Genomic DNA, 12,871 nt, shown 5'->3' with positions numbered 1-12,871 from the left:
AATCGTTTCCCTACTAGCTAATTGACGAACAGGCTGTTGAAGAGATCGTTGAGGGTGGTGAGCGGGTCGGGGGCCGCGTCGGGTTCGGCGGTCGCTTCTTCCCCGTTGAGAAGGTTGTCTCCATCGCGGTCGAGTCGGCGAAAGTCCTCTTCGCCGCCAAGGAACTCTCGGCGCGAGACATCGCCGTCGCCGTTGCGGTCCATCTTGCGAAACCAGGTGGGGCCGGACGCCGCCGATTGCGGCCGACTCATGCCGCCCACGGTCACCCCCCGGACGGCATTGGCTGGGACGGATGGACCAGTGTGGACCAGACCGATGGTCGCTTGGAATTGTTTCGGAATCTCGTCGGCCGAGACCTGTCCGTCGTTGTTGCGATCCCAACGCGATGCTCGACTGGCCACGGCACCCAGCTCACGCCTCGTGATGCGCGAGTCGGCCGTCGTGTCGAGGAGCCGGAAGAAGTCGAGCCCACCCCCGGAGATCGTCAAGACGAGGTTGTGCGCTGCGATCGACATCGCGGGCGTCGCTCCCGCGAGGAACTCCTCGGCGAACAGCTTGCGATCGCGATCGGTGTCGAGTTCGCGAAAGAGCGGTCCGAACTTGCCCAGGCCGCGGGCCTCTCGGACGTCGATGTAGCCGTTGCTGTCGTTGTCGGCTTGCTTGAAGGTGCTTTCGAGCTCCAACTTGATGCGGGTCGCTTTCGACTCGGGAGAGGATTCGAGCATGCCGAGCGATTGAAGTTCCACCACGATCTCGACGCTGCCGATGTTGAACGTTCCGCGCGTCTCGGTCTCCGAGACGTCAACGGACCGCGCCAACTCGTCCTCCGAGTGAAATCCCATTAGGGGCACCTCGTCGGGACGTTTTCCCAATCGGATCGAGACTTCGAGGTCGGGCGGGGCGTTCTCGAGAAACGCCGTCACTTCCCGTCGATTGAGATGTCCATCGCGATCCTTGTCGAGCGCTTGGAACCTTTCGTCGCTGAGCCCAAGCTCCTTCTGGTCGAGGACATAGTCGATCGTGCCATTCTGACTTCCATCGAACCTGTCCATCATCTGCGTCACGAGACTGCGCGAGGAGATGCCAGTTGCCAGGCTCGCGAAGGGGGGAAGAGAGGCCGATCGGTTCCGCCGGCGAATCCGAGCCGGTTGTTGAACTTGGGATTGCGGTGCCATTTCCGAGATGGCGATCGTCTCGTCGCGGTCGAGATCGAACTTGCGCAGGGAGTGGGCGATTCCTTGAAGTTCCTCTTCCGATAACTTCCGATTGCCGTCGACGTCGACCAGACGGAAGAACGCTTCCCCCACGCCGGGGAGGTTGAATTGCCCGTTGATGACAGTCGGCTGGGCGGGCTGCGTCGGCTCGACCGATTCGATCGCCACGCGGAAGGGGCGAAATTCCAGTCTCTCGAAGTAACGGCCGAGTTGAGCCCGCGTCAGTGTCTTGGGCATCGATGGCCGCTGCATCAACAGCGAGGCCGAACGTTGAGAGCCGCCGGGAATCACACCGACCGCTTGGAGCAGGCGGCGCGAAGGGAGGAAATCACTTTCCTTGCCCGTCAGGGTTCCGTCCTTGTTGGCGTCGTGCTCTTCGAAAAGCTCGTCGAGATAGGTCTCCCATCGCTTCTGATAGGGTTGGCCATTGTCGGTGATGACGAAGCGAATCGTCAGCAGGCGATCCGACGCGATGTAGAAGACGTTCGTCCCCGGCTCGGGTTCGGACGACGCCCCGGGAATGGCAAGCAGGAACAAGGGAACGAGGATGGGACTCACGACAGGATCTCCTCGATCGGTTTGGCGTCGGGATCGGCGATGCGGATGGGGCGACCGACGTTGGACATGTTCTGGTCCATCGGATCGATGCCGAGAGCGTGGCAGATGGTGGCGATGAGGTCGGCTTCGCTGACGGGGTTCTCGACGACGCCGCCACCATCCTTGCTCGTCTTGCCGTAGGCCTGTCCGCCGCGAACGCCACCACCGGCGAGCACCGTCGTCCATGCCGCGGGAAAGTGGTCGCGTCCCTTGCCGTTGTTGATGATCGGCGTCCGTCCGAACTCGCCCATCCAGACGACGAGCGTCGAGTCGAGGAGGTCGTGCGTCTTCAGATCGTTGATGAGCGTGGCCCATGCCGGATCGAGCACGCCGCACAGGTTCTTGACGATGTCGAAGTTGTTGCGATGGGTATCCCACCCGAAGGCTTGCGACCCGTTGATACCATTGAGCGCCACTTCCACGAAGGGGACGCCGCGTTCGACGAGCCGTCGGGCGAGCAGGCAACTTTGCCCGAAGATGTTCCGCCCGTAGCGGTCGCGGAGTTGGTCCGTCTCGTTGCCGAGGTCGAACGCTTCGATCGCCGAGGACCGCATCATGCGCACCGCTTGTTCGTAGGCGGTGCGGTGACTGTTGGTCGGGATGCCGGGGCGAACCGAGGCGAAATCTTCCTCGAGGTGATCGAGCAGTCCGAGCCGAGCGTTCGCTCGAACCAAGTCGACGCCACGAGGAGCGTCGAGATTCTGCACCTTGAGCATCGCGTCGTTGAACTGATTTTGCACCATCGGCACGCCGTTGCCGACGACGAGGGGCGCATGCTTGGGGCCGAGGAATCCCGGGCTGTTGGCCGTCGATCCCAAGAACTGATTGGGGGCGATGCTGACAAAGCTCGGCAGGTCGACCTCGGGCGAGGCGAGTTCCTTACTCAGCAGCGAGCCCATCGTCGGGTAGGAGATCGGCCCCTGCGCGGGATAGCCGGTCTTCATCACCTGGCTCGCCCGCAGGTGATCGCCCTCCTTGGTCTTCATCGAGCGAATCGGGACGAGGTGCTCGGCCATCTTGGCCAGATGCGGCAAGTGCTCGCTGAACCGCAATCCTGTGGCGGAGGTGGCGACCTCCTTGAAAGGCCCACCGTTGGCATGCCCCGGTTTCATGTCAAACGTGTCGGTCTGACTGGCGCCGCCCGACATCCACAACAAGATGCACGCCCGCTTGCGATCGGGATGGTGCGAGCCGTCGGCCGCGAGCGCCGGAAGCCAGCCAGACATCGATGCCCCCAGCGTCCCCGCGGCGCAAAAACTCAGCCACTCGCGCCGGGTGAGGTCCCCTCGTCGGGTCCGTCGTGCGAGACTTCTTGACATCGTGGTGCTCTCCAACGTGATCGCGGTCCGAGGGTGTCTCCCGGCCGGCGCGGTCTTAGTGATTGAGTAGAAACTCGCTGCTATTGAGCAGGGCCCAGAAGATGTCCGCCAATGCCGCTTGTCGATTGGTTCCCGGTCCCGCTTGGTCGACGTAGGTGACCAGTCGGCTTAGCTCGTCGGGACGGGGCTCGCGCGAGAGGGCTGCGAGGTAGAGCGTCTCGATCCGCTCCTTGGTCGTGAAGAAGGGGGACTGAATCACGGCCGTCAACGTCTGGCTATTGCGGAGATCGGTGGCGAGTGTGGTGAACGGCCCGTTCATGAGGGCGAGGGCTTGCAGGATCGTCGACTCCCGCTCGGTCTTGGCGTCGCTGGCATTGGCGAAGGCCGCGCGAAACGACGTGCGCCTGCCGTCGACTCCGCCAAAGAAGACGACGTTTCGGGGAAGAACAGCTTGCCGCATCCCGGTGGCTTGAGAGAGGCTGTCATAAATCTGATCGGCGGTGAGCCCTTGGATCGGCATCCGAGCCAGGATACGTAGATCGTCCTGTGACGGATCGGTACGGCGGCTGGAGAGCTGATAAGTCTTGCTCGAGGTGATGGCCCGGATCAGAAACTTCAGATCGTAGTCGTGGGCGACGAATTCCTCGGCGAGCCGATCGAGTATCTCCGGATGACTGGGCGGATGCAGGTCGGAGAAGTCGTCGACGGGATCGACGATGCCGACGCCAAAGAAGTGCCCCCAGAGCCGGTTGACGGCGGCGCGGGCGAAGTAGGGGTTCTCGTGGGAGGTGACCCAGTCGGCCAACGTCAGTCGTGGATCGGTCTGCTCGCTCCACTCGGGTGCACTGCCGTCGAGATAGAGGGCGACCACTTCGCGTTTGGTCTCGGGAATCGCGATCTTGCGCTCGCCGTCCTTGGTCGACGAACCGCCGAAGAAGGCGGCGAGGGACCAGAACTGATCCTGTTTCCAGTTGTCGAAGGGATGATGGTGGCACTGGGCGCACTCAATGCGAACGCCGAGAAAGGTGCGTGCGGTGGCCGCGGCGAGGTTCTCGGGTTTGCCCTGCTTGACCTGATAGAAGGCACGCGGAGAACTCACGGGAAGAAAGGAACCCTGGGCCCGTTGGTTGGGTAAAGCCGATCCGGAGGAAAGGATTCGTCGGACGAGCACGTCGTAGGAGGTATTCTCGCGAAGCTGTTCTTGAAGCCACAACTCGAAGCCCAACCGGAATCGTTGAAACTGAAAGTCGGAGTCGATCTCGGGAAGCATCACTTCCCGCCAGAAGAGCGAGAAGTTGGCGACGTAGCCGGGACCGTCGAGCAGTTCCTCGACGACGCGCGCTCGCTTGCCTGGGCTCCGGTCGGCGAGAAACGTGCGGACCTCGGAGATCGACGGGATGCAACCGCCCACGTGTAGGTGGACGCGGCGCAGGAACTCGGCGTCGTCGGCCGGCTCGGAAGGAACGGCCTTCGTCTCTTCCCAAAGGGAGGCGATATGCTCGTCGATTTCTTCGCTTAGCCGCTGCGCGTCCGCGGCATCGGAACGAACCTTCTGGACCTCGGCGAACGCGGGAAGGGCCGAAGTGAGCATCAGGGCCGTCAGTGCCAACGACCGTTGAAGGAGGTGTCGTCTTGCCGACATGGGTGTCTCCCCATGAGCTAATGCTGAACGAGAACACGAAAGCGCTCGACCAACGCGAGTGGCTTCAACAGAAGGCCTCGGATCCCGACGTCGCCCTCGTTCAACGAAATGGACATGGTCGCTTGTTTGGACGTGTCCGCGGGAAGAGAAGTTCCCTCCGAACGCATCCGCAAGTATTGTCGATGGGCCTGTCGGTTCGTGTAGTCTAACAGGCCCACTTCGTGACGCAATCATCCATTCTTTCAGAAGGCCATCGAACGGAATCATCGCTCGGCGAGTTTCGCCCGACGCGCGAGCCAGTGGGCGAGCCGCGAACCGTGCCGCTGCCAGGTGATTGCTCGTCCCTCTCTTGACTGGGGGAACGAACCGCTAAAACGTTCCCCAGGCATGTAACTCTTCGCCGACCATTTCCCGATCTTGGGGCTGACGGAGCGAACGATTTCGAAGCGTGGGATGTTTGACCCTCGCCGATGGAGGTTCGCCCCCATCCCAACTGACGAACGAGGTACCGACGTGAACGCACGCGTTCGACTGGCTCTCTGGCTGTTGATGATGATTGGACTTAACCTTCCGGGCCTCCAGGCGGCGGAAGAGACCAAGGAGAAGAAGTCTCCCAAACCGAAGAAACCGGAGACGACCCAGAAGGAGGACCTCTCGGTCACCAAGCATCGCGCGACGATCGCGGGCCGGGAGATCGCTTACACCGTCACCGCCGGTTCGTTGCCCATCAAGGGAGGGGACGACAAGAAGAAGGCGTCGATCTTCTTCATCGCCTACACCAAGGATGCGAAGAAAGGGGCGGGCGAGGACCGGCAACGGCCGTTGACCTTCTGTTTCAACGGGGGGCCGGGCTCCTCGTCGGTTTGGCTGCATCTGGGCATGCTGGCGCCGGTGCGGGTGAAGCTGAACGCCGAACCGCGGCCGACGGCGCCTCCCTACGAACTGGTCGAGAATCCCTACTCGCTGCTGGACAAGTCCGACCTCGTCTTCGTCGATCCGGTCAGCACGGGGTTCAGCCGGCCCGAGGAAGGGGAGAAGCGGCAACAGTTTCACGGCTACCGCGAAGACTTGCAGTCGGTCGGCGAGTTCATCCGGCTCTACACGACCCGGAACAACCGTTGGCTATCGCCGAAGTTCCTCCTCGGAGAGAGTTACGGCGGACTGCGCGTGGCGGGCCTCGCCGAGTACCTGCAAGATCGCTTTCACATGGAGATGAACGGCATCGTCCTGATCTCGGCGGTGCTCGACTTCCAGACGATCCTCTTTGGGGCGACGAACGATCTTCCCTACGTCACCTTCTTTCCGTCGTACACCGCGACGGCTTGGTTTCATGGCCAACTCGATGACAAATTGCAAGCGAGTCTTCCCAAGGCCGTCGCCGAAGCCGAGGAGTTCGCGCTCAATGACTACGCGTTGGCACTACTGAAGGGGGATGCGCTCTCGGAGAAGGATCGCGAGTCGATCATCGCGAAGATGTCCCGGCTGACGGGCATCGACTCCGAGACGATCGACGAGGCGAATCTTCGCTTGCCGATGTACCAGTTCGGTCGAGAGCTCCTGCGGGAGAAGGGAAAGACGGTCGGTCGATTCGACAGCCGCTTTGTCGGCACGCGCGGCAGCGGTTCGCTTGGGCACTACGACCCGAGCGCCTCGGCGATCTTCGGAGCCTTTTCGTCGACGATCAAGGACTACCTTCGTTCCCAACTCAAGGTCGACCAGGAGATTCCCTACGAAGTCATCAAGCCGTTGGCGTGGAACTACGACGACTTCCGCAACCGCTACGTCGCCGCGACCGACGCGCTGGCGACCGCGATCGCGAAGAACCCGTCGCTCAAGGTCTTCGCCGCGTGCGGCTACTTCGATCTGGCGACTCCGGTCCTGGGGATGAAGCACTCCCTGGGCCATCTCGGTCTCCCGAAGGAGCTTCGCGAGAACTTCGTGATCGAGACCTACGAGGCCGGGCACATGATGTACGTTCATGAACCGTCGCTGAAGAAGCTCAAGAAGGACCTCGCTCGCTTCTACGACGAGTCGGTCGGCGCCGGCAAACCCGCATCGGAGACGAAGCGAGCGAAGTAAGCATCCTCAGCGGAGCGCATCGAAGAACTCGCCGGACTACTTCCGCGGCGTCGCCTTCTTCGCCGATGTTCCCACGACGACATTGTTCTCGAAGAGGATGCCTTCGGACTTGGTCGCGCCCTCGGTGACCGGCTGGGTGACGAGACCCGCGAAGAGATTTCCGACGATCGCGATATCGTGGACGCCGTCGAGGAGGATGCCGGCGGCCTCGTTCATGTCCGATTCGTTCTTGTTGCTTCCCGTCCGCTTGAGCTTGCCGCCGACATAGGTGTCGGAGAAGTTGTTGCCCGTGACGGTGAGTCGGCCGCTTCCCGGTCCGATCGAGAGGCCGAAGCCTTTGTCGATGGTGAAGGTGTTGGCGCTGACGGCACAGCCGTGGGCGTCGCGGAGGTCGATGCCTCCGCCGAAGTTGTGGGCGACGACGTTGGCCGAGAGGGTGATTCCGTAGCAGTCGCGATCGAGGACGACGCCCGTGCCCTTGCACTCCTCGATCATGTTCCCTGAGACAACCGAGCCGTAAGTGTCCTCGATAACGATCCCGTCGCCGAGGTGATCGTCGATGTTGTTGCCGGTCATGCAGAGGTTGAAGCCGTCGACGCAGCGGGTCGCGGTGCCATTCTCCTCGAAGTGGTTCCCCGAAACGACGATGTCGTGGTTGCCGTGGAGGTAGAGGCCGTGATCCTTGTTGTAGGTGATCAGGCTATCGCTCACCCGGGGATCCTCGTAGCAGTCGTAGAGATGGATGCCGTCCCTACCGTGATGACTGACGGTGATGCCGTGAAGAAAGATTTCCTCGATGTAGTAGGCTTCGATGCCGTGGCCGCTCTTGGGATTGCCGGTGATTCGCAGGTCGCTGAGTTGCACGCGCCAGAGTCGATCCTTCGATGGGGTCTTGCTGGTGGCGGACGCTCCCGGGAAAGCGATCCGAATCGCGGGGAGTCCCTCCTCGTTGACGTTCTTCAGGTGCGTCGAGGCGCCCGAGCCGGCGAGCCAGGTGTCGCCGGTTTTGATCTCGAGCGGCTTGTCGAGCAAGATCGTTCCGGGGGGGAGCCGGACGATCCCGCCACTGCGCGGAACCGCGTCGAGGGCATCCTGTACGCTCGCGAACTTGGCGGCGTCCAGCGCCACCGGTGGGGCGGAGTCGGCTGAGTCCTCAGCGGACGCCCAAGCCGAGAGGGTCATCGGGACGAGGAGGGCGATGAGGAAAAAGTCGCGATGATGTCTCATGAAATCACTCTCGTTTTGGAGGGTAGGTCACCGGAGGCGGGTCAATGACGTGATGCTAGTCGACAAAGCTCCCTCGGTCAATCTCCGGTTCTTCCGGACGGTGGCGGAATCTCGCGTAGCCTACCCGATTGGGGAGCCAGATCCTTGGGCTACCTCGAGAAACGTTCATGATGTGAGGCGAAAATCGTACGCCAAGACCGGAACGCGGCGACAACCAAATGGGCTCAGTGAGAGGAATGATCATGGGGTCGATTTCGTGTGACGACAATCTGTTCACGGTGATGGTGCGGGTCCGCATGCCGCCGGAGGATCAGCAGCCCTTCCTCGAGTTGAGCTATCGCACGATCGGCATCTTCTCGAAGTTCCCCGGGTTCATCTCCTGCCATCAGCACCGAAGCCACGATGGAACCGAGGTTCTTTCGTACATTCAGTGGCAGAACCTCGCCGCTCACGAGGCGTGCCAAGCGAGCCCTCTCTGGCAAACGGAAGGGGCGGAGATGATTCAGTACATCACCTCCGGACGCGCCGAGGTCGACGTGCAAAGTTACGAAGTCGTCGCCTCGCTCGAGGAACGCAAGGATGCCGACGACGCGCCGAGCGAGGAGTCTACCGACGAGCGAAAAGAGACTCCCAAAGCATGACTCTGGGTGCCGAAATGCCCACGCTTGCGTGGGCATTCAAAAGGAAGCATCGCTTGCGTGGGCATTCAAAAGGAAACATCGCTTGCGTGGGCATGCGGAATGGATGGCTACTAGCAGAACGATCCGGCATTCGTGTCAGGCAATAGCCTGACCTACGGGAAGGCATCCCACGTCGAAGGACAGGCCGATCGCTAGGAAGTGAGTTTTTCTCGTAGGGTCTTGGTGACCATGTCGGGCGGGAACTTGCCTTGCGAGCGGCGCATGACTTGGCCCATCAGCGCTCCGAAGGCCTTCTCCTTGCCCCCCTTGAAGTCGTCGACTGACTTGGCCATCTTCGGATCGTTGATCACCTCGTCGCAGACCGCGTCAATCGCGCCGGTGTCGAGGACGACCTCGAGTCCCAACTCCTTGGAAATCTCCGGCGCCGACTTGCCCGACTCGACCATCGCGGGCAGCACCTTCTCGCGGGCGTCGTTGAGGTTGAGCTTCTTCCCCTTCACCATGCCGATCAACTCGGCGAGTTCCTTCGGGGCGGGGTTGAGGTCGTCGATCGTCTTGACCCGACCGACGGCGTGCGAGAGGACGTCGTTGATCGTCCAGTTCGCGGCGGCCTTCGGCTCGACCTTCTGCGCGAGCAGTTCTTCGAAGTAGTCCGACACCGCCCGTCCCTTGGTCACGAGGACATCGGCGTTGTAGTCCGAGAGCCCGTACTCGCTCTTGTAGCGTTCGATGCGATCGCCCGACGTCTCGCCCATCTCCGCCTTGATGCGCTCGATCCAAGCGTCGTCAATGACGATCGGCACCAGGTCAGGCTCGGGGAAGTAGCGGTAGTCGGAGGCTTCCTCCTTCTCACGCTGCGGGATGGTCACGCCACGGGCATCGTCCCATCCACGCGTCTGCTTCGGGGCCTCGCCCATGACCTTACCATCCTGCTGCCACAGTTCGTACTGGCGATCGGCCTCGTAGTAGAGGGCCCGCTCGACGGCGCGGATCGAGTTCATGTTCTTGATCTCGACGATCGGCGTCTTGGCGATCGTGCCGTCGGGCTTGGTGATGTGGAGGTTGACGTTCGCGTCGCAGCGGAGACTTCCCTCCTGCATCTCGCAGTCGGAGACCTCCAGGTCGCGAAGTAGCGTCCGCACCGTTTCGAGGTAGGCCTTGGCTTCCTCGGGAGTCTCCATGTCGGGCTCGGAGACGATCTCGATCAGCGGCACACCGGCGCGGTTGAGGTCGACGAGCGAATCGCCCCCCTTCTTGTCCGAGTGGGTGTTCTTGCCGGCGTCTTCCTCGAGGTGGACGCGGATGAGCCGGACGCGTTTGGTCCCTTCCTCGATGGTGATGTCGACCGCGCCCCCCTCGGCGAAGGGGAGGTCGTACTGGCTGATCTGATAGCCCTTGGGCAGGTCGGGGTAGTAGTACTGCTTGCGATCCCACTTGGTGAATCGCGAGAGGGTGCAGTCGAACGCGAGTCCCGCCTTCATCGCCAGTTCGAACGCCCGCTTATTCATCACCGGCAGCGTTCCGGGCATGCCGATGCACAGCGGGCTGGTCTGCGAGTTCGGCCGCATGCCGAAGGTGGTCGGCATCCCCGAGAAGAGCTTCGTGTTGGTCTGAAGCTGAGCGTGAACTTCCAGGCCGATCAGGATCTTGTACGGTTTGCTCATGGCGATGTTTCTGTCTCAAGTAGGGTGGGTCTTGACCCACCATTTGCCTGCTCTGGACCCTTCACCCGACTTGCGTCGCTCGTCACCTTCTCCCTCGCGGAGAGGGTTTCCGCGGTCGAACGCTCTCAACTGTCTCTGTGTTCTCCGCGACCTCGGTGGTTTCTTTCTTCCTGGTCGACCTTGATGGTGGGTCGAGACCCACCCTACGGGCCTACAGACTCGGCGTCTTGGTGTGCCAGTCGGTCGCTTGCTGATAAGCCCGGCCGACGCGCATCGCGACGGTCTCGCCGAAGGGGGGCGACTGGATCTGCAGGCCGATCGGCAAGCCCGCCTTCGAGAAACCACACGGAACGTTCAAGCCGCAGATCCCCGCGAGATTCGTGCTGACGGTGTAGATGTCGCTCAAGTACATCGACAGCGGATCGTCGGTCTTTTCGCCAATCTTGAACGCGGGCGTCGGCGCCGTCGGGGCGCAGATCACATCGACGGTCGCGAACGCGGCGTCGAAGTCGTTCTTGATCAGCCGGCGAACCTGGAGAGCCTTGATGTAGTAGGCGTCGCGATACCCGGCCGAAAGAGCGAAGGTCCCGAGCATGATCCGGCGTTTGACCTCATCGCCGAAGCCCTGACCGCGGGTCTTGCAGTACATGTCGATCAGGCCGTCGAAGTTCTCCGCCCGGAAGCCGTAGTGGACGCCGTCGTAGCGAGCCAGGTTGCTTGAGGCCTCGGCGGTCGCGACCAAGTAGTAGGCCGCGATTCCGTACTTCTTGTGGGGTAGGTCGATCTCGACGAGTTCGGCACCCTGATCCTTGAGGACATCGAGCGAGGCACGGACGGCGGATTCGACCTCCGGATCGAGCCCTTCGCCGAAGTGATCCGGAACGATGCCAACCTTGAGGCCCTTGATCGGCGCGGTGATCTCCTTGGTGTACTCCGGGACCGGCTCGTTGGCCGACGTGGCGTCGTGACGGTCGTGGCCCGCGATGCATTCGAGCAGGAGCGCGGCATCATCGACGGTTCGGGCCATCGGGCCGATCTGATCGAGCGAGCTGGCGAAGGCGATCAATCCATAGCGCGAGACGCGGCCATAGGTCGGCTTGAGCCCGACGATGCCGCAGTAGCTGGCCGGTTGGCGGATGCTGCCGCCGGTGTCGGTGCCAAGCGAGATCGGGGCTTCGCACGCCGCCACAGCCGCCGCGGAGCCGCCACTGGAACCGCCGGGCACGCAGTCGGTGTTCCAGGGATTGCGTGTCGAGGCGACCGCGCTGTTTTCGGTGGAAGAGCCCATCGCGAACTCGTCCATATTGACGCGTCCGAGGAAGACGGCATCTTCTTCACGCAGCCGGCCGATCACGTGGGCGTCGTAGGGCGGGACGAATGTTTCGAGCATCTTGCTCGCGCACGTCGTCGGCATCCCCTTGGCGCAGAGGATGTCCTTGACGGCGATCGGCAGGCCGGCGAGTCTCCCGACACTGGCGCCGCTCTGACGCTTCTTGTCGATGGCCCGGGCTTGGTCGAGCGCGGCGTCGCGATCGTAGTGAAGAAAGGCCTTGACCTTGTCGTCGACCGCCTCAATGCGGTCGCAGAAAGCCCTGGTAACAGCCTCGGCGCTGACATCGCCCGCGCGGAGCTGGTCGACCAGGCGCGTGGCGGATTCCTGAATGAGGGTCATCGTTTCCTTCCGCGGCGCGACTTACTTTTCGATGGGGGGCGGGACGGCGAAGAACTCGTCGCGACGCTTGGGCGCGTTGCCTAGCGCTTCGTCGATCGAAAGACTCTCCTCGACGACGTCCTCGCGAAAGACGTTCTGGATCGGCAGGCAGTGAGCCAATGGCTCGACGCCCTCGGTGTCAAGTTCGCCGAGTTGTTCGATGTAGTCGAGGATTGAGCCGAGTTGTTGGCTGATCCGATCTTTCTCCTCGTCGGTCAATTCGAGTCGGCTGAGGAGGGCGACTTTGTCGACTTGTTCGCGTGAGAAACTCATGCTGGTACTCGTCAGATCGCACCCGCTGGATGCTGGTGGTTCTCGTTCCTGCCCGAAGAGGCAAGTATACATGCGGGGTCCAAGGGGGCAACCAGAGGCGTTGAGTGAGTCGAGAGAAGAGTGTGGAACCAGCGCCAGCGGTCTCCTTGCTCGGCTCATCCGATGCCGCGTGTGGTTTTACGATACCGGTTAGCGGAGCAACCGGTGCTTGCCGAAAGGTCAGTCGGCACGAGGCCCTCGGGAGGAGTCTCATCGATCGGCCAATGGTGGCGTCATTTGAGACTTCTTGCGGCCGCTTCCCGTTCCGGGCTAGCCCAGGTTGATTCAACCTGGGCCGACGGAGTCGGCAAGAGGCCCTCGGGAAGAGTCTCATCGATCGGCCAATGGTGGCGTCATCCGAGACTTCTTGCGGCGTTGCCGCACCGGTAGCGGAGCAACCGGTGCTTGCCGAGAGGTCAGTCGGCACGAGGGCCTCGGGAAGAGTCTCATCGATCGGCCAATGGC

Annotated in this window: 9 protein-coding genes; 2 read left to right on the top strand and 7 right to left on the bottom strand. The window is 62.1% G+C overall.

All coding sequences use genetic code 11. The annotated features are described in order from the left end of the window. Positions 1-17 precede the first annotated feature (17 nt). The 3 genes from Pan216_RS19480 to Pan216_RS19470 form a co-directional block, all read right to left on the bottom strand. A complete protein-coding gene (locus Pan216_RS19480) occupies positions 18-1,772 on the bottom strand; it encodes an EF-hand domain-containing protein (protein ID WP_145260506.1) in 1,755 nt (584 codons plus the stop codon). Beyond that, a complete protein-coding gene (locus tag Pan216_RS19475; protein WP_419192747.1) occupies positions 1,769-3,037 on the bottom strand; it encodes a DUF1501 domain-containing protein in 1,269 nt (422 codons plus the stop codon). The genes Pan216_RS19480 and Pan216_RS19475 overlap by 4 nt, the downstream gene beginning before the upstream one ends. A gap of 148 nt (positions 3,038-3,185) precedes the next feature. Further along, positions 3,186-4,772 carry a DUF1553 domain-containing protein gene (locus Pan216_RS19470; RefSeq protein ID WP_419192746.1) on the bottom strand — a complete coding sequence of 529 codons (1,587 nt, stop codon included), beginning with the start codon at positions 4,770-4,772 and terminating at the stop codon, positions 3,186-3,188. A 513-nt stretch (positions 4,773-5,285) separates the two neighbouring features. Here Pan216_RS19470 and Pan216_RS19465 point away from each other — a divergent pair. After that, positions 5,286-6,851 (top strand): S10 family peptidase, encoded by a 1,566-nt coding sequence (locus Pan216_RS19465; protein WP_419192745.1) that lies wholly within the window; start codon positions 5,286-5,288, stop codon positions 6,849-6,851. Between the two features lie 36 nt (positions 6,852-6,887). Here Pan216_RS19465 and Pan216_RS19460 read toward each other — a convergent pair whose 3' ends face one another. Beyond that, on the bottom strand, positions 6,888-8,078 hold the full coding sequence (locus Pan216_RS19460; RefSeq protein ID WP_145260500.1) for a right-handed parallel beta-helix repeat-containing protein: 1,191 nt from the start codon (positions 8,076-8,078) through the stop codon (positions 6,888-6,890). 242 nt (positions 8,079-8,320) lie between these two features. Between Pan216_RS19460 and Pan216_RS19455 the strand changes: the two genes are divergently transcribed. Further along, a complete protein-coding gene (locus tag Pan216_RS19455; RefSeq protein WP_419192744.1) occupies positions 8,321-8,719 on the top strand; it encodes an antibiotic biosynthesis monooxygenase family protein in 399 nt (132 codons plus the stop codon). Positions 8,720-8,910: 191 nt separating this feature from the next. On the opposite strand, the gene gatB is transcribed toward Pan216_RS19455, so the two are convergent. From gatB to gatC, 3 genes are all read right to left on the bottom strand, one after another. Continuing rightward, positions 8,911-10,383, bottom strand: a complete 1,473-nt coding sequence (gatB, locus tag Pan216_RS19450; RefSeq protein WP_145260496.1) for an Asp-tRNA(Asn)/Glu-tRNA(Gln) amidotransferase subunit GatB — start codon at positions 10,381-10,383, stop codon at positions 8,911-8,913. Between the two features lie 211 nt (positions 10,384-10,594). Then, positions 10,595-12,055, bottom strand: coding sequence for an Asp-tRNA(Asn)/Glu-tRNA(Gln) amidotransferase subunit GatA (gatA, locus tag Pan216_RS19445; RefSeq protein WP_145260494.1), 1,461 nt, complete (start codon positions 12,053-12,055; stop codon positions 10,595-10,597). Between the two features lie 21 nt (positions 12,056-12,076). Beyond that, positions 12,077-12,367, bottom strand: a complete 291-nt coding sequence (gatC, locus tag Pan216_RS19440) for an Asp-tRNA(Asn)/Glu-tRNA(Gln) amidotransferase subunit GatC (protein ID WP_145260492.1) — start codon at positions 12,365-12,367, stop codon at positions 12,077-12,079. Positions 12,368-12,871 lie beyond the last annotated feature (504 nt).

Origin of the sequence: Kolteria novifilia, from assembly GCA_007748055.1 — a bacterium.
Taxonomy (GTDB): domain Bacteria; phylum Planctomycetota; class Planctomycetia; order Kolteriales; family Kolteriaceae; genus Kolteria; species Kolteria novifilia.
Note: the sequence above shows the minus strand (reverse complement) of the source record. Positions and strands in the feature narration are given on the sequence as shown.

Excerpts from the sequence above, each read along its gene's own strand:
- Pan216_RS19470 (WP_419192746.1), bottom strand. The coding sequence starts at position 4,772 with ATGTCGGCAAGACGACACCTCCTTCAACGGTCGTTGGCACTGACGGCC.
- gatB (WP_145260496.1), bottom strand. The coding sequence starts at position 10,383 with ATGAGCAAACCGTACAAGATCCTGATCGGCCTGGAAGTTCACGCTCAG.
- Pan216_RS19455 (WP_419192744.1), top strand. The coding sequence starts at position 8,321 with ATGGGGTCGATTTCGTGTGACGACAATCTGTTCACGGTGATGGTGCGG.
- Pan216_RS19460 (WP_145260500.1), bottom strand. The coding sequence starts at position 8,078 with ATGAGACATCATCGCGACTTTTTCCTCATCGCCCTCCTCGTCCCGATG.
- gatA (WP_145260494.1), bottom strand. The coding sequence starts at position 12,055 with ATGACCCTCATTCAGGAATCCGCCACGCGCCTGGTCGACCAGCTCCGC.
- gatC (WP_145260492.1), bottom strand. The coding sequence starts at position 12,367 with ATGAGTTTCTCACGCGAACAAGTCGACAAAGTCGCCCTCCTCAGCCGA.
- Pan216_RS19475 (WP_419192747.1), bottom strand. The coding sequence starts at position 3,037 with ATGTCTGGCTGGCTTCCGGCGCTCGCGGCCGACGGCTCGCACCATCCC.